Consider the following 18,053-nt stretch of genomic DNA (forward strand, 5'->3'; position numbering starts at 1 on the left):
CTCCCATAGAAGATAATCATGTTCTTATCGGCCAGTATGGTTAAGGGAGTGTAAAGATCAGAGCGCAAGTCCCGCTAGCTTATCTTGCAATCGCCGCGATGACCACACTCGGTTAACGCTTGAGTTACTATGTTCGTTTACGCTCCGGACAGATTTGAAGGAGGGATGGAATGTCGGGTCAGCCGGTCGCCGCCCATCAGGACGTGGATATCGATCTCTTGCAGCTGTTTCGCGCCGTCTGGCAGCGAAAGGGCAGGGTATTGCTTGTCACCTGTCTGGCCGCAGGCGTCGCCTTCGCCGGGGCCAGCATGATCCGTCCAACCTACCGCGCCGAAACCACGGTGTTGATCGAGCCGCGCGCGCCCAATTACGATGCGGAAAACGCCAAATCGGCGGCCTCGGAACCGGTGCTGGACGAGCTGAATATTGCCAGTCAGGTGCAATTGTTTCGCTCGGTGGATCTGATCCGGCAGGTGGTGAAGGATCTCAAGCTCTACGAATTGACCGAATTCGATCCCGATCTGCATCCGTCCGCCTTGTCGGATCTGATGGTGATGCTGCATCTGAAAAAGAACCCGCTCGATCTGGCGCCCGAAGACCGGGTGATCCGCACCTTCCTGGAAAAGCTCCAGGTCTATCAGGTGGAGAAGTCGCGGGTTATCGGCATCGAGTTTTCCTCCAAGGATGCAAGGCTTGCCGCCGCCATTCCCAATGAAATGGTCAAGGTCTATCTGGCAATACAGAGCGGCGCCAAGCTTGATAGCAATGAGGATGCGGCCCGCTGGCTGGAACCTGAAATTTCCAATCTGCGTCAGAAGGTTTCCGACGCCGAAAAGAAAGTCGCGGATTATCGCCGCAGCGCCGATCTGCTGTCGACCGGCGAGGGCGGTACATTCGCCTCCAAGCAGCTCAATGATATCTCGACGGAATTGGCGCGGGTGCGCACCGACCGGGCCAGTGCGCAGGCGCGGGCCGAAAACGCCAAGGCGTCGCTGAAGGCCGGGCGATCGACCGACAATCTCGATATCGTCATGGCCTCTCCTGCCGTGCAACAATTGAAACAGGCGGAAGCCGCCGTACAGGCACAGATTTCCGACCTCTCCACCAGCCTTCTGGACGGTCATCCCCGCATCAAGGCACTGCGGGCGCAATTGGCCAATCTGCGCCAGCAACTGGCCGAAGAGACCAGAAAAGTCGTTTCCAGTCTGGAAACCGAGGCCAATGTCGCTCGGATGCGTGAAGCGGAGCTTGACCGACAGCTGACCACCCTTAAGGCACAAAGTGCCAAGGCCGGGGACAGCCAGGTTGGGCTTGCGGCATTGGAGCGGGAAGCGAGCGCCCAGCGGCAATTGCTGGAAACCTATCTTGCCCGCTACCGCGAAGCCACCAGCCGGCTAGACAGCAATGCCAGCCCTGCCGATGCCCGGGTGATTTCCCGTGCGTCTGAGCCGAGTGAGCCGAATTTCCCCAAGGTTCTTCCAATAACAGTGGTGGCCGCCATGGCGGCTCTGGTGTTGAGCGTGATCGTCATCATGCTGGCGGAGCTGTTCAGCGGCCGGGCGCTGAAGCCTGTCGGCCCTGTTGATCCAGACCGCAGCGGGCGGTTTGCGGAGGAATATCCTCGCCGCCGGACCGGTGAACCTGCCTTTGACGAACCGGTAGCCGCGCCTGCAAGGCAGAAGCCAAGACTGGATACGGCGGCTGCCGCTGTCGCAGCGACGGCAGCCGCCGAACGGATCGAAAAGGAAACCCCGCCCATCGCACCGGCAGATACTGAAAGTGAAAGCGATCAGCATCGGGCGGCCTTTACCGATGCCGATCATGAGTTTTCAATCGCGTCGGTGGCGCGTTATCTGACGCGGCATGGTATTTCCAAAGCAGTGGTGATCTCGCCTTCCGGCGATGATGGTTCGGCGGCAACCGTGCTTTTGGCACGCGCCGTGGCCAAAGCCGAACGCACGGTGATCCTCATCGACATGACTGGCTCCGGCTATCCGACAGCGCTGATGGCCGAGCGAAACGATCTGCCCGGCGTGACCGATCTGCTCTGCGGCGACGTTACCTTTGGCGAAACCATCCATTCCGACAGATTGTCAAACGCCCATATCGTGCCGAAGGGCAATAGCGATATCCGTCAGGCGCTGCGCGGCATCGAGCGCCTGTCCATGGTGGTCGAAGCGCTTGCTGATGTCTATGATCTGGTCCTGATCGAATGCGGTCCGGCCAGCGCCGATAATGTTGTTGGTCTGTGCAAGGCCCAGGACCATGAAGTCATTCTCTCCGCGCCCAATCCGGACCGCAAGCAATTGGCACAGATCATGTCCTCCTTCGAAGCTGTGGGCTATAGTGATCTGGTGCTGATGAGCGACGACAGCCCGGTGCCACCGGATGATGGGGACCGGCGGGTGGCTTAGACTTTGCCTTAGGAAAGGTTGAACCCGGGTTTCTCTGACAGGTTCCAGGTTTCATTCCTTACCCATATCATGTGCCTGCGCATCGCTACGAGCGCGGAGTTTTTGCAGCGCGCTATAGAGTTGGGGATGCCCCTTGATGAACGCCTTGGAGCGGATCAGGCTGCGCTCGGCTGTGGCTGCGAGGTGCCCCAGAGGGGTCACGGGCAGCAAAATATCGTGTTGCACGGTTTCCATAGGGCACCAGCTTCGCTTGTAGATCTGGTCGCCGAGGCCGAAGTCGAACAGGGCGGCCCCCTCGGCGCTGCATTGTTCAATCATCAGCCAGAACAGCAATTCGCCTGGGCTGGTCTCCGGGGCGATGCTTTCATCTATCGAGCCGAACTGGCAGATAACGTGATCGCCCTTACGTGAAAGACCGGCGATGGCGGCAATCTTGCCGTTATGATGGCTGCCCGACAACCGCAGTGCATGCAGTTCCAGTGGCACGTTCAATCCACCTGCCTCGCTTTGCAGCAGCAACTGGAAGAATGCCTGTGTCTCCGGCTCCTGAAACACGTCCGGCAGACCGAGGGTTTCGAAGCGGACGGCTTTTTGCCGGAAGAACAGATCCAGCAGCCAGGCTTTCTGCTCCTCACCGCACGCAATAATATGTTCAAAGCCGCCGCTTGCTTCTAGCTTGCGGACCTGATTGCGGTATTTCTTGCGCCGCCGCTTGGCGTTGATCTGGGAGAGTGTCTGTTCGAAGTCGCCTAGAAGCGGCAATTGGAAGGCATGGTTCTGATGTTCGACAGCCGGTAGGCCAGCCAGGGGATGAGACAATCCACGCCAGGAGAGCGGAATATTGCCGAGATGAACGAGATCGGCATGCCCAGTCATCGCCTGGACAATCTGCCTTCCCAACTGTTTGGCTGTGTCCGGTTCGATTTGCTGGAAAAAAGCCGGGTCGAACAGGCCGGTATTGATATTGGTGAAGCGGGTGGCGATGAAGCTGGCCTTGCGGACCATGGCGTGACGGGTGATTTCCAACGGTAGGATGAACAGGCTGCGTCCGTTGCGCTGGCCATGCAGGATGGCCAGCGGATTGCCATGGGTTTTCACCCAGGCGCGGCACCAGTCGTAACCTTGATGCAGCGACAGATGGTTGTTGCGCTCCAGACAGCGCCAGTCGGCCTCCAGCGGCTCCATCGCAGGCAGAACGTCCACGATGATATCTGCCACGGAAATTTGTCCACTGGCGGTTTCAGTCAGCCGTTTCGGATCGATCATCGCCACGCTGCATCCTCCGGTCCTGTCGATGCAGCACCAGTTTATCCGCTTTGTATTTAAGGATTATGCAATGCGCGGATTATTTGCGAACCGGACCCGCCATCCATTTGATGATCGCCATGGCTGGCAGAATCCAGACCACGCCCGACAGCAGGAAATAGGTGAGATGTACCCACCAGGGCGACTGTGCCAATGTCAGTGTGGCAATGGTGGTGGCCAGCACCGCGTAAAGCATGACAAGCACGACGATCAGAATCGTCCCGATGAATTTGCGCAGTCTGACCGGCATGCTATGACCCTGATTGCAGGACGCGACGCGATGTCGCAAACCTTCCGCCCTTGTTTTGCACCGGGTGCTGATGCAAATCAACTGGAATGCACCCGTTCCGCCCGCAAGACAGCGTTCGGACCGGGATTATGCCGTAGAATGGAGAGATTGGACCGATGACCATCGCCAGCACCGCTTCACCCGTCCCGGCGGCAGCCGGCCTCGACCGTCAGAGCCGCAACCGCCGCGCCCTTCGCCTCTGGCTTGGGCTGGTGATTCTCGCGCTGTTTGCGCTGGTTCTGGTCGGGGGCGCGACGCGGCTGACCAATTCGGGCTTGTCGATTACCCAATGGAAGCCAATCCACGGCGTCATTCCACCGTTGAGCGCGGCGGAATGGGAGGAAGAGTTCAAGCTCTACCAGCAGATTCCGCAATATGAACTGGTTAACAAGGGCATGACGGTCGAGGCGTTCAAGACGATTTTCTGGTGGGAATGGGCGCATCGCTTCCTGGCCCGCAGCATCGGCGTGATCTTTGCCCTGCCGCTGGTGTTTTTCTGGGCCACAGGACGGATCGAGAAGCGTTTGCGCTGGCCGCTGGTCGGCATCCTGGCGCTTGGCGGCTTTCAGGGTTTTATTGGCTGGTGGATGGTATCATCAGGGCTATCGGAGCGCACCGAGGTCAGCCAATACCGCTTGGCAACTCATTTGGTTACAGCCTGTCTGATCTTTTCGGCCTGTGTCTGGGTGATGCGTGGCCTTGCCCGCCATAGCGCCGATCCGGCCCCGACTGCGCATTCGAGGCATTGGGCGATTGCGCTGCTGTGCCTTGTGCTGTTCCAGATCTATCTGGGTGCGCTTGTGGCAGGGCTGGATGCTGGCATGTCTTACAATACCTGGCCGCTGATGGATGGGGCGCTGATCCCCGGCGATCTGCTGGTGCAGCAGCCGGTCTGGCTGAATTTCTTCGAAAATCCGAAGACGGTGCAGTTCGTGCATCGCATTGGTGCCTATACCGTGTTTCTGGTGGCGCTCTATCATATGATTTCGTCGCTGCGGGCGGCACCGGGAACGACCCATGCGCGCCGCAGCGTCGTGCTGTTTGCCATCGTCTGCTGTCAGGCAGTGCTGGGAATTTCTGCACTGCTGTTGCAGGTGCCACTGGACGCAGCGCTCGCCCATCAGGGCGGTGCGCTGATCCTGCTCGGCTTTACGGTCGCGCATCTGCGCGGCTTCTATGGTGCCTATCCGCTACCCAAACCGGTAGCCTGAATAGGCCTTGCCCAGCGCCAGACCGTTGAACATCCGCACGCCCTTGTCGGTGCCCGCAGCACCTGCGGCCACAAACAACGGCACGAGATGGTCATGGTCGGGGACATGGCAGGCAAGCGCATCCGGGTTTTGATCCCAGAGGCTGAGCTTGGCTGCACGGGCATCCGGGTCGGGCAGTTCGACCGCTGCCGTCAGCCAGTCATCGAACCGTTTGGCAACGGCTTCGTGGTCGGCATCGCGGCGGCGAAACATCTGCATATTATGGTAGCTCATGCCGGATGCAATGATCAGCACATTGTCATCGCGCAACGATTGCAAGGCCTTGCCGATCTCCAGATGGCTTTCCGCATCCAGCGTATTTTTCAGCGACAACATCACGACAGGCACATCCGCATCTGGATAGGCGACCATCAGCGGAATGAAGACACCGTGATCGAAGCCGCGCGAATCGTCTTCCGCCGACGCGATGCCTGCCTGTTGCAGCAGGTCGCGGACATGGGTGGCCAGCGCGGGATCGCCCTTGGCGGGATAGGTTATCTCATAGGTATGGGCGGGAAAGCCGTAATAATCATAGAGCATGCCGGGGGCTGCTGCTGTGCTGACGGTGACCTGCGGTTCCTTTTCCCAATGGCCGGAGACGATGAGAATGGCTTTCGGCGTGACGCCGATATCGGCAGGCAGGCCTTGCAGAAAGGCCGCGAGATCGTCCCAGGGGCCTTTGCCGTGGTCGTCTTTCGGGAAATCCATGAAGGGCCATGGCCCGCCGCCATGAGGGATGAAATAAACGGGAAGACGGCTGTCGGTCATGGTTTGCTCCTGAACATATGACCTGAATATACGCCGTGGCGGCAACCAGCACGAGAGGCGGATCAGTCGACAAACTGTTCAGCAAGTATGGACCGGGCAAGCCGGGCAAAGCCAAGCCGCTCAGTAAGATTGGCATTGCCGGATGCGGTCAGTGGACGGCTCAGTGTCCAGGCGCAGGAGAGACCCGAATGGGCCGCGGCATAGCCGAGGATTTTGCGTGGCGAACAGCCCAGAGCCACCGAAAACCGCTGGCTGAGGTCCATCGCGCGCCGGGGATCGAGAACGAGATCTGGGGCGTGCAGCGGATTGCCGAAGACATTGGCGACATCATAGGCCGGATCGCCCAGCAGGCCTTGTGGATCGATGGCCAGCCAATTGCCACCGTCATCGCCGATGACATTATCGTGATGCAGGTCGCCATGCAGCGGTTTGATATCCTGTTGCTCCGCAAGCAGGCTGCGGGCAAGTGCTGCCGTCCAATGGATGATCTCGGCGATAGCAGGGTCCGAAATGGTTTTTTCGAGCGCAAACAGGGCGTTGAAATGGACCTGTAGAGGCGTCAGCGCATCGGGAACAGGGTCGGGCGAGGGCGCATGCAGGCGCGCCAGGACATTGACGATGATCTCCGTTGCTGCCGGGTCTCCGACCTTGCCAAGATGATGGCGCAGCAGCAGATCACCCGCATCGTCCAGCAGGGCGATGTCGCCAGCCTGATCGATGAGCCGGATTGCACCATTGCCAGCCCGCCAGCGCAAAAAATCAAGGCCGGGTCGCTCGCCGCGGCCTTCTGGCTTCAGGGCTTTGGCAACCACCAGGCGTTGACCTTGCATGGCGCGGAAAACGAGACTGCTATGGGTGTCGGCGATTAGCCTGATATGCGAAAGCCCCCATGTCTCCATCAGAGATGGAGGAAAGATGGGGGCTTTCAAAGAGCTGTTCAAACGATCACGCCGACAGCATCAGGTCCATGTTCTGGACCGCTGCACCGGACGCACCCTTGCCGAGATTGTCCAGAACGGCGACGAGATTGACATGGCCGGAGCCCGGATTGCCGAACACGAAGAGCTTCATCGTGTCCTGGCCCACCAGTTCCTCGGCATCGACGCGACCGAGCTTGGCGCTGTCTTCCAGGGCGACGACCTTGACGATGTCCTGCCCGGCGTAATGGGCGCAAAGTGCTGCATGGATGCTCTCCACGGTCGCGCCATCCGCCAGATCCTCCAGGAACAGCGGCACCTGCACGATCATGCCCTGCGGGAACCGTCCGACCGAAGGCGAAAACAGCGGGGCGCGATCCAGCAGGCCATGAGCCTTCATTTCCGGCACATGCTTGTGCTTGAGGTTCAGGCCATAGACATAATTATTGACGGTCAGATGCTCGGGATGGCTCTCGTCTTCCATCTGCGCGATCAGCTGCTTGCCGCCGCCGCTATAGCCGGACACGGCATTGACCGAGACCGGATAGCCGTCCGGCAAGATGCCAGCAGCCCGAAGCGGCCGGATCAGCGCGATAGCGCCCGTCGGGTAGCAACCGGGATTGGCAACGCAGCGGGCCGAGCGGATCTTGTCGCCCTGGGCTTTGTCCATTTCGGCAAAACCATAGGTCCAGTCCTGGGCAACGCGGAAAGCGGTGGACGTATCGATGATCCGCACATTGTTGTTGCCAGCCAGCATCGACACGGCTTCTTTCGAGGCATCGTCGGGCAGGCACAGAATGGCGATATCGGCGCTGTTGAGCATGTCCTCGCGCAGGGCGGCATTACGGCGCTGCTCTTGCGGGATCGACAGCAATTCCACATCGCGGCGGTCGGCCATGCGGCTGCGGATTTGCAGGCCGGTGGTGCCGTGTTCGCCGTCAATGAAGATTTTCGCTGTCATTTTACCCTCTCTTTTCAGGGAATTGCCCGCTTTTGCGGATTCAAATCCTGAATTGCTTGAATCAGTTTATCAACCAGATGGCGCCAGTCGTTCAGCGCGCAGACCCAGCATATACATTGCCACCGTTGCCCCTGCAATGGCAGTGATATCGGCATGGTCATAGGCGGGTGCCACCTCGACTATATCGGCACCTCTTATGTCGAGCGGATGAAGGTTTTGCAGAACTGAGAGGATTTTTGCGCTGGATGGTCCACCTGCGACCGGCGTGCCGGTGCCGGGGGCAAAAGCAGGGTCGAGGCAATCGATGTCGAAGGTGAGATAAGCGGGTTGGCCCGCCGTATGCTCGAGGATCAGCGCGGCGATCTCGGCAGCGCGCATCTCCTCCACCTGATGACCGTAGAGCATGCGGATGCCGCAATCGTCAGGCGCATGGGTGCGGATGCCAATCTGGATCGAACGGGACGGGACAATCAAGCCCTCGCGCACCGCCCGCCCGACGAAGGAACCATGGTCGATCCGGTTGCCATCATCGAACCAGGTATCCTGATGGGCATCGAATTGCACCAGTGCCAGCGGGCCATGTTTGGCGACATGGGCCTTTAGCAGCGGCCAGGTGATAAAATGGTCGCCGCCAAGCGTCAGCAGGAAGTTCGCCTTAGAGAGAATATCGGCCGCTTCCTTTTCAATGGTCGCTGGTGTCTGCCAATGGTTGCCATAGTCCAGACGGCAATCGCCGTAATCCACGGTGGGCATGGCCGCGAAGAGGTCGCGCTCGAACGGATATTGCGGGTCGTTGTCGAAAATGGCCGAGGCACGTCGAATCGCCTGTGGCCCGAATCGGGCGCCTGGCCGGTTGGAGGTGGCGGCATCGAAGGGAATGCCCCAGACCGCCGTGTCCACCCCATCCAGCGCCTTGGTATAGCGCCTGCGCATGAAGGAGAGCACCCCGGCATAGGTCGGGTCGGTGGCTGCCGATGTGAGATCGGTTGCCGTGAAGGCGTGGTCTATGGATTTATCTGCCAAGGTATTTGATCCGCGTCAGCTGTTCGATGCGGCAATCCTATAGAGGCCTCGGCCTCAGTCAAAGCAGCATTTGCGTGAACGCCGTCTGCGGATAGGGCGTGATGGCGTCGCGGGCGATGATGCGCTGCCGTGCGAGCCTTTCCGGGTCGCGCACCAGCTTTTCCGTGACGTCGATAAGATCGTCATAGGTTGCGGCAACGATGCCCTGCGCAAATCGCTCCTCGATGTGTGTCGCCTGTCCGTTGACCTCACCGACAACAGGCACGCCGTTGCTGAGGAGATAAAAGACCCGCACGACCTCGAAAATCTGTGCGTCGAAAAAATGCATGTTCAATACGGTTTTGGAACGGGCGATCCAAATGTCACGGTCGCGCCCATAGGCGTTGAACATGCGCTTGACGGCAAGGCCCCTGTCGCGCAAACCATCGATGATGGCGGCACGCCGGTCGTTCATCGAGCCATAGAACAGCACGTCGATATCCTGGCGCGGCGCGGGCGTAATGCGATCCAGTTCCTTCTGGAAGCCCAATTGCAGATATTTGGCTGGCCGTCCGCCGATCTGGCTCAGGATTTCGATATTGGCCCGGCTGTAATCCCAGATTTCCAATCCGGTCTCAAGCCAGGTGAGAATGCGCTCACGTACCGGCGCATCAATCGCCGAGAGCGGTTCGGCATTGACGATGATCGTGTTTGGCTTGAGATCGGCTATATCTTGGGGCGTCAGCAGATGGGCACCGAAAATGATGTTGATTGCGTCATGCGCGAAGGCGTTAAAATTCACCATCGACTGATGCCCCAGCGCTCGCAGCGAATAGCCCAGTGCCTCAGCGACTTCCACGAAAGCCATGGAGTGTATGAAGCCGTCAGGCCTCACGATGCAGATATTGTATTTTTCAGAACTCATGTCACCGACCAGCTGTTACGAGGCCGTGATGCACGCTCGGTGCATGACGGTAAGGGCTGTGACCATGGCGCAGCTGGCTTTCGCAAACCTGTAGGCCGTCCATTTCTACCATCAGACATCAAAGAAGCTGTTGGGTGAAGGTCACTTGCGGATGACGCTTGATGGCGTCGCGGGCCAGGATGCGTTGGTTCTCGAGCCTGGCAGCATCGCGCACCAGCTGTTCCGTAACGTCAACCAGATTGTTATAAGAGGCGGCGACGATGCCCTGCGCAAACCGCTCATCAATCAGCGTTTCCGGTCCATTCACTTCGCCCACGACGGCCACGCCATTGATGAGCAGATAGAACACGCGCACGACTTCGAAAATCTGCGATTCCAGCAGATGCATGTTCAAAACCACTTTGGACCTGGCGATCCAGGCGTCGCGCTCACGTCCATACACATCGAACAGATGCTCGATGACAAGCCCTCGGGCTTGCAAGCCGTAGAGAATCTCTGCGCGACGTTCATTCATGGAGCCATAAAAAAGCACGTCGATATCCCGGACCGGTGCGGGCGCTATACGGTCCAGTTCTTTCTGAAAGCCCAATTGCAGATATTTGACGGGCTGCCCACCGATTCGGTTGAGGATCTCGATATTTGCGGGACTGTAATCCCAGATCTCCAAACCGGCATTGAGGCAGATGAGAACCCGCTCACGTGTCCGTTCTGAAGTTGCAGATAGCGGTTCGGCATTGACGATGATCGTGCTCGGATGAAGGCTGTGAAGGTCCTGCAAGGGGAGGAGATGCGCCCCGAAGATAATGTTGACGGCGTCGTCGGTCACTCTGTTGACTGAAAGGGCCGTCGGATACCCCAATTCTTTCAAGGAATAGTCGAGGGCCTCGGCGACTTCCTCGAAGGCTTTCGAGTGTCCGAAGCCTTTCGGCTCCACGATGCAAATATTGTAAGGCCGTTTTATCATCTTCAATTCCAAGGTTCCGCCTGCGTCACCGGTCAAACTGAAGCCAGTGGCAATCGGTAATCCTTGCTGTGTCAGGCTTTCGCAAAGCTGTAGGCCCGCTCCACTTTTGCCACGCGCACCTCATAGCGGCTATACCATTCCGCACGGCCCTGGTTTTGCGCTGCCAGATGATCCACGACCTTTTTCCAGGCCCGGATCGAGTCTTCATCGCTCCAGTAGGAATTGGTTATGCCGAACCCGGTCGCATCGCGGGCGGATTCCACACCGAGAAAGCCTGGCTGCCGGCTGGCAAGCGTCACCATGGCCTCTGCCATGTCACCGTAGCCATTGCTGACTTCGGTTCTGACCGAGGAAAAACAGACGACGTAGTAAGGGGGAGAAGGCAGTTTGGCAAAACCGGACATCACGGGCGACTCTCTGTTGGGTTGAGGCATGGCGTGTTGTCAATTTGCTCCTTCAGCCGAAATAGACAAATTCAAATTGATGATCGATCATAAAAAAAAGCGGAGCCGAAGCCCCGCTTTTCCAATGTAAAATTCCAGAAGCGCGATTAGCGCTTGGAGAACTGGAAGGACCGGCGAGCTTTTGCCTTGCCGTACTTCTTACGTTCAACAACGCGGCTATCGCGGGTCAGGAAGCCACCCTTCTTCAGAACCGAGCGCAGGCCCGGTTCGAAGTAGGTGAGTGCCTTGGAAATGCCGTGACGCACAGCGCCAGCCTGGCCGGACAGACCACCACCGGTCACGGTGGCGATAACGTCGAACTGACCGGTGCGAGCAGCAGCAACGACAGGCTGCTGCAGAATCATCTGCAGAACCGGACGGGCGAAGTAAACCGGGAAATCGCGGCCATTGACCGTGATCTTGCCAGTGCCGGGCTTGACCCAGACGCGGGCAATTGCGTTCTTGCGCTTGCCAGTCGCGTAGGCGCGGCCTTGAGCGTCGACCTTACGGACGTGAACGGGAGCCGAAGCTTCCTGCGCAGTGCCGAGATCCTTCAGGGAAGAGAGGTCAGCCATACTTAGGCGCTCCTTACGTTCTTGCTGTTCAGCTTGGCCACGTCGAGAGCGACAGGCTGCTGGGCTTCGTGGGGGTGGGCGGACCCGGCGTAAACGCGCAGGTTCTTCATCTGGCGACGGCCAAGCGGACCGCGGGGAATCATGCGCTCGACAGCCTTTTCAAGAACGCGCTCCGGGAAGCGGCCTTCGATGATCTGGCGCGCCGTGCGTTCCTTGATGCCACCCGGATAGCCGGTGTGCCAGTAATAGGTCTTGTCGGTGTATTTCTTGCCGGTCAGGACGACCTTTTCGGCATTGATGACGATGACATTGTCGCCATCATCGACGTGGGGAGTGTACGTGACCTTGTGCTTGCCACGCAGATAGGTGGCGATCACGGTGGCGAGGCGACCAACAACGAGCCCTTCGGCGTCGATGATGACCCACTTCTTCTCCACCTCTGCAGGCTTCTGAACGAAGGTAGACATGAGGTTCAACTTTCTTTTGGACCCTTTCAGCCGTTAACGGCCGGTCGGGCGTTTCTTGTTGCTTGTCTTGCGCGCTTTCACACGCACAAAAAGAATGCGGTCCATAGGGCCGCAAGCTGCCGGCTTTATAGTCGCGGTGCCGGGTTCGGTCAAGGATGGTTGCTTGATGGCGGAGTTCGAAAAATCTATAAAAAACAGAGGATTAGATGTGTGGTATTATTTTACCGCAAAATACTTTGCCGTCTTGTCTGGATTTCGGCCTTTTCCGTGGTGCAATCGGCTGGGCGGTCATGCTGAACTTGCCAACTGCTCTATGAGGCTATGAGGCGCGCTTGTCTTTTTCCTCTCGGGCGAGGGCGGGGAGCTCCGTGTTTGATGCCTATTTCCTCCTGGAGAAGACGTGAGGTAGTTGCTTCGTTTTGAGACAAGCCGCTCTGTTATTTCGCCTTGTTTCTAGATAATTAATTTTCAATCAAGGGTAGTATAAACTTAACTCTGACATACGTAACCCGAGGCTATTGCGTTAACGCAGGCTTACGCAAGTGGGTTGATCGACAATCAAATCGATTTAAATTCTAGTGCGTCTAGCGACATTATAAGTGAAATAATTTTTGCCTAAAACTACTTGTAATCATTAGGGAATTCAATGTTTGAGAGTGCTAAAATGTACGTGAACAAAAAAAGAATATTAAGTGAACATAATGGCATTGGACTTCATTGATGTGATGGTTATCACATCAAGCTTGAAAATTCCCTTAAAAAGAGCATACTAATGATAGCGATAACATGACGACCGCTTCACTGTCTCCTCTGGAGGTGGAGGGGTATTGGTGCGTCTTTATCTCAAGGGTTGTATTCGGCGTTTCCGATTCTGGGTCGGCAGAGGGATGGTTGTGCAAAGAAAGGTTACTTAATCGGGAAATGATGGCGCGAATGGGAGCGCGTAATGTGTCATTGCGGGACTTTACGTCTTTGCAAACAGTTAAGCCAAATTTGCTATCCTGCGACCGGGACCTAGAGTTTGCCTTAGGAAGAGTGGAGCCCGGTTTTCCTGAAAAGACAAACGACAGCACGAGAGCAAAGCATATCTTCAGGGTAGCTTTTCATGCTTTGAATTTTTGTTTTGCTGCATGTCGTCATCGCAAAACCGCTGCCCACTTTTAAGCGACAGGTTTTAGGGACGGATTGTCTGGAGAAACGGCTGTCAAGCCGGGAAGGATAAGCCATGAACCACGACCATTATTCCGATGACTATCTCTGCAAGATTCTGGCGCGCACCCACACCGTCGCGCTGGTTGGAGCGTCCGCACGCGATGACCGGCCTAGCCATTGGGTGCTCGGTTTTTTGCTCGGCAAGGGCTATCAGGTCTTCCCCGTGAATCCGGCGCTTGCTGGCACCACGATCCTTGGTCGCCCTGTGCATGCACGCCTTGCCGATATAGGGGTGCCGATCGATCTCATCGATGTGTTTCGCCGCTCGGAATCCCTCAGTGAGGTGGTGGATGAAGCCCTGGCATTGGAGAGACGACCAAAAGCGATTTGGGGTCAATTGGGTGTCCGCGACGATGAAGCGGCGGCAAAAGCCGAGGCGGCAGGCATCGCTGTCGTGATGAACCGAGCGCTGGTCGCAGAATATCCACTGGTCTACCAGGCCAGTCATATTGCCCATCGCTCCCCCACCGCCGCCTGATACCAAGCTGCACCAACGATAATCGCGCTGCCTTGCGCGATTATCGCAGTCTTGCGGGCTTATCCACGGGCTGCTTGTCGCTCAGAGGGAATAATGCGGAACGAAGCGGATAAAGCCGTCCTGCAGGTTGTCCACCGGTTTGCAGTTCAGCACCGGGCAGGCAGGGTTGTCGCGTGTCGGTACTGTGGCGCGTTCGGCATACTCGCCTGGCGAACAGGAATTGGTGTTGCGAACGTAGCGATCGTAAAGCGCCATGCCCGGCACCCGCTTCGAGGGATAGCGTAGAACGGCAGCCCCCTGGTCTCGCAGGATTTGCCGGACATTTTCGCAGGCAAGCGTGGTCGAGTTGTAACGCTCTATCGCCAGCGCACTGCTACCCCATAAAGAAATAGCAACGCAAAAACCTAGCCGTATCATTGGGTTCATTGGAATATCTCCATCAAAAAGCATTTGCCAATGTCTATAGCATGTCGCGTGATTCCGGATTCACCCGACATGTTATAGTTTTTTGTTTTCGCGTGTCTTTTTCTCAAAACCGCCGCACACTTTCGGGTGACGTGCTGTATATCCTCTTCTTAACTGGGGCGCTTTCGCTTACGATCAAGACAGGGCGCAGTTCCAAAGGATCACAGGAGCTACTCATGCAGTAGCGTCTTGGGGAGAATGACATGCAGCATGACGTTTATGAGAGCGATTATCTCAGGACCATTCTGGAAACGGTCAAGATCATTGCTCTGACCGGGGCTTCGCCCAATCCGGCGCGGCCAAGCCATGGGGTCATGCATTTTCTGCTGAACCATGGCTACCGCGTTATTCCGGTCAATCCGGGGCAGGCGGGAAAGGACATTCTGGGGCAGACTGTTTTTGCGTCGCTTGCGGACATTCCCGAGCCAGTCGATATGATCGATGTGTTCCGCGCCTCCGAATATCTGCCCGCAGTGGTGGATGACGCCTTGGGACTCAAGCATTTACCGAAGGTGATCTGGGCTCAGCTTGGCGTGCGCGACGATCAGGCCGCCGCACGCGCCGAGGCCGCCGGGATCAAGGTGGTGATGAACCGCTGCCCGGCCATCGAATATCCGAGAATTTTTCAAGGGACATTGGAGCCGGACAGGCATTAGGCTGATCGGATAAGAAATCTATAGGCATCAAACGATTGTCCAATTTTCCAAAAAAGCCAGGACGGTCAAAAAGGGCATGAGGTAGCGTTTCATCGGCATCGGTGTAATGCTCTGCCGCACTATTTCAGGGAGGATAACCATGGCAAACAACAAACCGGGCTTTGCGACGCTGGCCGTACATGCTGGTGCTCAGCCGGACCCGGCGACCGGCGCACGTACGACGCCGATCTACCAGACGACGGCCTTTGTGTTTGAAAATACCGATCACGCCGCCGCCCTGTTCGGCCTCAAGCAATTCGGCAATATCTATACAAGGATCATGAACCCAACCCAGGGCGTGCTGGAAGAGCGCGTGGCTGCTCTGGAAGGCGGCACGGCGGCACTGGCGGTGGCATCGGGACATGCCGCGCAGATGCTAGTCTTCCATACTCTGATGCAGCCGGGGGATAATTTTGTTGCCGCCAAAAAGCTCTATGGCGGATCGATCAACCAGTTTGGTCATGCCTTCCAGAATTTCGGCTGGCAGGTGCGCTGGGCCGATACCGACAATCCGGCAAGCTTTGAGGCGCAAATCGATGAGCGAACCAAGGCGATCTTCATCGAAAGCCTTGCCAATCCCGGTGGTACATTCGTCGATATTGCCGCGATTGCCGATGTTGCACGACGCCACGGCCTACCGCTGATCGTCGATAATACCATGGCCAGCCCTTATCTGGTCCGGCCTCTGGAATACGGTGCCGATATCGTCGTGCATTCCGCCACCAAATTTCTCGGCGGCCATGGCAATTCCATGGGCGGCGTGATCGTCGATGGCGGCACGTTCGACTGGTCGCAATCGGACAAGTTTCCGAGCCTGTCGCAGCCGCGCAGCGAATATGGCGATGTGGTTCTGCATGACGCCTTCGGCAATATGGCATTTGCCATTGCCTGCCGGGTGCTCGGTCTGCGTGACCTGGGACCGGCGATTGCGCCGATGAATGCCTTCCTCATCCTGACAGGCATCGAAACCTTGCCGCTGCGCATGCAGCGCCACTGCGACAACGCCCTCAAGGTCGCCCACTGGCTGAAGGCCCATGCCAAAGTCTCCTGGGTGCATTATGCGGGCCTGCCTGACGATCCGAACCATGCGCTGCAACAGCGCTACGCGCCGAGAGGCGCTGGCGCCGTTTTCACCTTCGGGCTGAAAGGCGGCTATGAGGCGGGCAAGACGCTGGTGGAAGGATTGCAGCTGTTTTCCCATCTTGCCAATATCGGCGATACCCGCTCGCTGGTCATTCATCCTGCCTCGACCACCCACGCCCAATTAACCCCGGAGCAGCAGGTGGCGGCCGGTGCCGGGCCGGAGGTCGTGCGCCTGTCCATCGGCATCGAGGACCCCGACGATATCATCGCCGATCTTCATCAGGCCTTGTCAAAACTCTGATGGGGCTTGCTGACGATGGGTGCTTTCAGAGCATTTCAGCGTTTCCGTGGAAAAGCTGAAATGCTCTAAATCCCGCCAGGCGCCTTCGCTTTCAGGGTAATCCTCGTCAGTTCTGACGGCACGCCGAGCCGGAGTGCAAAGCCGGGCCAGAGCGCTGTCCCATTGTTCACATAGAGCGTCATGCCACCGATGCCGTAGCGGCCTGAAACAAAGCCGTTATTGGCACGGGCGACCAGCCGGTCAAGGCCCAGAACCATGCCGCCATGCGTATGACCCGACAGTTGAAGGGCTATCCCTGACGCGGCCGCCTTGGCTGCCGACATCGGCTGATGGTCGAGGAGAATGATTGGCGCATCTGCAGGTGTCCCCTGGAGCGCCGCTGCGAGGTCCGGGGCTGGTGCGCCGTGCGCGGCGGCGGAGCGATCCGTGACGCCTGCCAAGGCGATTTTTGCATCGCCTTTTGTGATCACAGCATGGGCGTTCGAGAGCATGTTCATCTTCAAGGTCGCGAGATGGGCCATCCAGCCCTGGAAATTGAAGAAGTATTCGTGGTTGCCAGGAATGGCATAGACGCCGTCGCGCGCCCGCAAGTTTGCAAGCGGTGCGACATCATCCTGCCGGCTGGCAACGTCACCGTCGATAAAGTCTCCGGTGATGACGATGAGGTCGGCATCGAGCCCGTTGGTTTTCGATACGACCTCCTCGGTCCAGCGGGCGGGGAACAGGCGGCTGATGTGGAGATCGGTCAGTTGCACGATGCGGTAGCCGTCAAATGCCGGTGGTAGTCCTGCAATTGGAATTTCGATGTCCTTTAACGGCGGTACCCGGATTGCCTGGCTGACCGCGTATGCGGAAAGGCACAGCGCTACGCCTCCAAGGGCATATCGCAGACTGGCCGGAATCGATGGGAAATTGCCCTTGAACAGCATGATCACAAGGGAAATAACGTCCAGCACGATCTGGAACACGGCGAGCAGGATGATCGCACCAAACAGGAGATTGAACGCGATGATCAGCGGGCGGGGAAACTCGGGCGAAAACACCGAACCGGACGAGAGGCGGCTGAAGAAATGATATTGCGAGGCGATCAACAGAAGAACCGCCAACGCCACCTTCGCCGACCAGATCCAGGGCAAGGGCTGGATGAAGCGGATGGCGACGATCAGCCAGGGAAGTCCAAAAATCAGATGAAACATCAATTCTATTCTTTCGGGGTGTAGACGGGCAACGCGACCTGTTCCGTGCTGTTGTTTCCGGCTTCTTCACTGTCACGATCGGATATCGCAGCATGTAGCGACTTGATTTGGTCAAGGCCTTGAATGTTGTTCGCACCAGTCCGTTAGACAAGAGCGTATCGACTACAACGGTGAAAACACCGATCTGGATCTCTGCTGCTGCATGAGTCTTTAAACGGGTTACGGCTGTAGAAGGAAATCATGCAGCTTGCTGCCGTACAGACGCGGAAATCGCTGTCTTGGTGGAGACATTTGGCGCAGCCAAGTCTATTCTGCAATCAAATCAGCATTGCCGACAATTGAT

The 18,053-nt window shown here is 57.5% G+C and carries 18 protein-coding genes; 5 read left to right on the top strand and 13 right to left on the bottom strand.

The genetic code is table 11. The features are described from left to right. The first annotated feature begins 170 nt into the window (after positions 1–170). Positions 171–2,414 carry a GumC family protein gene (locus AVCG78_RS04385; protein WP_015915616.1) on the top strand — a complete coding sequence of 748 codons (2,244 nt, stop codon included), beginning with the start codon at positions 171–173 and terminating at the stop codon, positions 2,412–2,414. A 51-nt stretch (positions 2,415–2,465) separates the two neighbouring features. Here the strand turns inward: AVCG78_RS04385 and AVCG78_RS04390 are convergent, their stop codons facing one another. Both AVCG78_RS04390 and AVCG78_RS04395 read right to left on the bottom strand, forming a co-directional pair. After that, positions 2,466–3,680, bottom strand: a complete 1,215-nt coding sequence (locus tag AVCG78_RS04390) for a GNAT family N-acetyltransferase (protein WP_071204628.1) — start codon at positions 3,678–3,680, stop codon at positions 2,466–2,468. A gap of 79 nt (positions 3,681–3,759) precedes the next feature. After that, positions 3,760–3,969, bottom strand: coding sequence for a DUF2842 domain-containing protein (locus tag AVCG78_RS04395; RefSeq protein ID WP_041696430.1), 210 nt, complete (start codon positions 3,967–3,969; stop codon positions 3,760–3,762). Positions 3,970–4,124: 155 nt separating this feature from the next. Here AVCG78_RS04395 and AVCG78_RS04400 point away from each other — a divergent pair, with 155 nt between their 5' ends. Next, positions 4,125–5,219: a COX15/CtaA family protein gene (locus AVCG78_RS04400; protein ID WP_156582639.1), complete on the top strand. Its 1,095-nt coding sequence runs from the start codon at positions 4,125–4,127 to the stop codon at positions 5,217–5,219. Here the strand turns inward: AVCG78_RS04400 and AVCG78_RS04405 are convergent. The 9 genes from AVCG78_RS04405 to rplM form a co-directional block, all read right to left on the bottom strand. Continuing rightward, the gene (locus AVCG78_RS04405; protein ID WP_071204626.1) at positions 5,199–6,026 is read right to left on the bottom strand and encodes a DODA-type extradiol aromatic ring-opening family dioxygenase; all 828 of its coding nucleotides are present in this window, start codon (positions 6,024–6,026) and stop codon (positions 5,199–5,201) included. The two genes, AVCG78_RS04400 and AVCG78_RS04405, sit on opposite strands and share 21 nt — an antisense overlap. Before the next feature lie 62 nt (positions 6,027–6,088). Next, positions 6,089–6,955 carry an aminoglycoside phosphotransferase family protein gene (locus AVCG78_RS04410; RefSeq protein ID WP_071204625.1) on the bottom strand — a complete coding sequence of 289 codons (867 nt, stop codon included), beginning with the start codon at positions 6,953–6,955 and terminating at the stop codon, positions 6,089–6,091. A gap of 16 nt (positions 6,956–6,971) precedes the next feature. After that, positions 6,972–7,904 carry an N-acetyl-gamma-glutamyl-phosphate reductase gene (argC, locus tag AVCG78_RS04415; RefSeq protein ID WP_071204624.1) on the bottom strand — a complete coding sequence of 311 codons (933 nt, stop codon included), beginning with the start codon at positions 7,902–7,904 and terminating at the stop codon, positions 6,972–6,974. 69 nt (positions 7,905–7,973) lie between these two features. After that, complete coding sequence (speB, locus tag AVCG78_RS04420; protein ID WP_071204623.1) at positions 7,974–8,927, bottom strand: agmatinase; 954 nt, start codon at positions 8,925–8,927, stop codon at positions 7,974–7,976. Between the two features lie 58 nt (positions 8,928–8,985). Continuing rightward, positions 8,986–9,831: a hypothetical protein gene (locus tag AVCG78_RS04425; RefSeq protein ID WP_071204622.1), complete on the bottom strand. Its 846-nt coding sequence runs from the start codon at positions 9,829–9,831 to the stop codon at positions 8,986–8,988. A gap of 118 nt (positions 9,832–9,949) precedes the next feature. Continuing rightward, entirely contained in the window at positions 9,950–10,795 is an 846-nt protein-coding gene (locus tag AVCG78_RS04430) for a CgeB family protein (protein ID WP_071204763.1), read from the bottom strand. Between the two features lie 71 nt (positions 10,796–10,866). Further along, the gene (locus AVCG78_RS04435; protein WP_071204621.1) at positions 10,867–11,199 is read right to left on the bottom strand and encodes an antibiotic biosynthesis monooxygenase family protein; all 333 of its coding nucleotides are present in this window, start codon (positions 11,197–11,199) and stop codon (positions 10,867–10,869) included. 146 nt (positions 11,200–11,345) lie between these two features. Further along, entirely contained in the window at positions 11,346–11,813 is a 468-nt protein-coding gene (rpsI, locus tag AVCG78_RS04440) for a 30S ribosomal protein S9 (protein WP_015915627.1), read from the bottom strand. A 2-nt stretch (positions 11,814–11,815) separates the two neighbouring features. After that, entirely contained in the window at positions 11,816–12,280 is a 465-nt protein-coding gene (gene rplM / locus AVCG78_RS04445; protein WP_015915628.1) for a 50S ribosomal protein L13, read from the bottom strand. Between the two features lie 1,225 nt (positions 12,281–13,505). Here rplM and AVCG78_RS04450 point away from each other — a divergent pair. Continuing rightward, a complete protein-coding gene (locus AVCG78_RS04450; protein WP_071204620.1) occupies positions 13,506–13,970 on the top strand; it encodes a CoA-binding protein in 465 nt (154 codons plus the stop codon). Positions 13,971–14,051: 81 nt separating this feature from the next. Here the strand turns inward: AVCG78_RS04450 and AVCG78_RS04455 are convergent, their stop codons facing one another. Then, on the bottom strand, positions 14,052–14,396 hold the full coding sequence (locus AVCG78_RS04455) for a hypothetical protein (RefSeq protein WP_322267438.1): 345 nt from the start codon (positions 14,394–14,396) through the stop codon (positions 14,052–14,054). Positions 14,397–14,638: 242 nt separating this feature from the next. On the opposite strand from AVCG78_RS04455, the gene AVCG78_RS04460 reads away from it, so the two are divergent. Then, a complete protein-coding gene (locus tag AVCG78_RS04460) occupies positions 14,639–15,091 on the top strand; it encodes a CoA-binding protein (RefSeq protein ID WP_071204619.1) in 453 nt (150 codons plus the stop codon). 139 nt (positions 15,092–15,230) lie between these two features. After that, positions 15,231–16,514, top strand: a complete 1,284-nt coding sequence (locus AVCG78_RS04465) for an O-acetylhomoserine aminocarboxypropyltransferase (protein WP_071204618.1) — start codon at positions 15,231–15,233, stop codon at positions 16,512–16,514. Positions 16,515–16,579: 65 nt separating this feature from the next. Here AVCG78_RS04465 and AVCG78_RS04470 read toward each other — a convergent pair whose 3' ends face one another. Next, the gene (locus tag AVCG78_RS04470; RefSeq protein ID WP_071204617.1) at positions 16,580–17,710 is read right to left on the bottom strand and encodes a metallophosphoesterase; all 1,131 of its coding nucleotides are present in this window, start codon (positions 17,708–17,710) and stop codon (positions 16,580–16,582) included. Positions 17,711–18,053: the final 343 nt, after the last annotated feature.

The sequence above is a fragment of the Gillisella vitis genome, assembly GCF_021559775.1.
Taxonomy (GTDB): domain Bacteria; phylum Pseudomonadota; class Alphaproteobacteria; order Rhizobiales; family Rhizobiaceae; genus Allorhizobium; species Allorhizobium ampelinum.

Excerpts from the sequence above, each read along its gene's own strand:
- AVCG78_RS04385 (WP_015915616.1), top strand. The coding sequence starts at position 171 with ATGTCGGGTCAGCCGGTCGCCGCCCATCAGGACGTGGATATCGATCTC.
- AVCG78_RS04430 (WP_071204763.1), bottom strand. The coding sequence starts at position 10,795 with ATGATAAAACGGCCTTACAATATTTGCATCGTGGAGCCGAAAGGCTTC.
- AVCG78_RS04425 (WP_071204622.1), bottom strand. The coding sequence starts at position 9,831 with ATGAGTTCTGAAAAATACAATATCTGCATCGTGAGGCCTGACGGCTTC.
- AVCG78_RS04390 (WP_071204628.1), bottom strand. The coding sequence starts at position 3,680 with ATGATCGATCCGAAACGGCTGACTGAAACCGCCAGTGGACAAATTTCC.
- AVCG78_RS04395 (WP_041696430.1), bottom strand. The coding sequence starts at position 3,969 with ATGCCGGTCAGACTGCGCAAATTCATCGGGACGATTCTGATCGTCGTG.
- AVCG78_RS04455 (WP_322267438.1), bottom strand. The coding sequence starts at position 14,396 with ATGAACCCAATGATACGGCTAGGTTTTTGCGTTGCTATTTCTTTATGG.
- AVCG78_RS04405 (WP_071204626.1), bottom strand. The coding sequence starts at position 6,026 with ATGACCGACAGCCGTCTTCCCGTTTATTTCATCCCTCATGGCGGCGGG.
- AVCG78_RS04465 (WP_071204618.1), top strand. The coding sequence starts at position 15,231 with ATGGCAAACAACAAACCGGGCTTTGCGACGCTGGCCGTACATGCTGGT.
- AVCG78_RS04470 (WP_071204617.1), bottom strand. The coding sequence starts at position 17,710 with ATGTTTCATCTGATTTTTGGACTTCCCTGGCTGATCGTCGCCATCCGC.
- rplM (WP_015915628.1), bottom strand. The coding sequence starts at position 12,280 with ATGTCTACCTTCGTTCAGAAGCCTGCAGAGGTGGAGAAGAAGTGGGTC.
- argC (WP_071204624.1), bottom strand. The coding sequence starts at position 7,904 with ATGACAGCGAAAATCTTCATTGACGGCGAACACGGCACCACCGGCCTG.
- AVCG78_RS04435 (WP_071204621.1), bottom strand. The coding sequence starts at position 11,199 with ATGTCCGGTTTTGCCAAACTGCCTTCTCCCCCTTACTACGTCGTCTGT.
- rpsI (WP_015915627.1), bottom strand. The coding sequence starts at position 11,813 with ATGGCTGACCTCTCTTCCCTGAAGGATCTCGGCACTGCGCAGGAAGCT.
- AVCG78_RS04460 (WP_071204619.1), top strand. The coding sequence starts at position 14,639 with ATGCAGCATGACGTTTATGAGAGCGATTATCTCAGGACCATTCTGGAA.
- AVCG78_RS04400 (WP_156582639.1), top strand. The coding sequence starts at position 4,125 with ATGACCATCGCCAGCACCGCTTCACCCGTCCCGGCGGCAGCCGGCCTC.
- AVCG78_RS04450 (WP_071204620.1), top strand. The coding sequence starts at position 13,506 with ATGAACCACGACCATTATTCCGATGACTATCTCTGCAAGATTCTGGCG.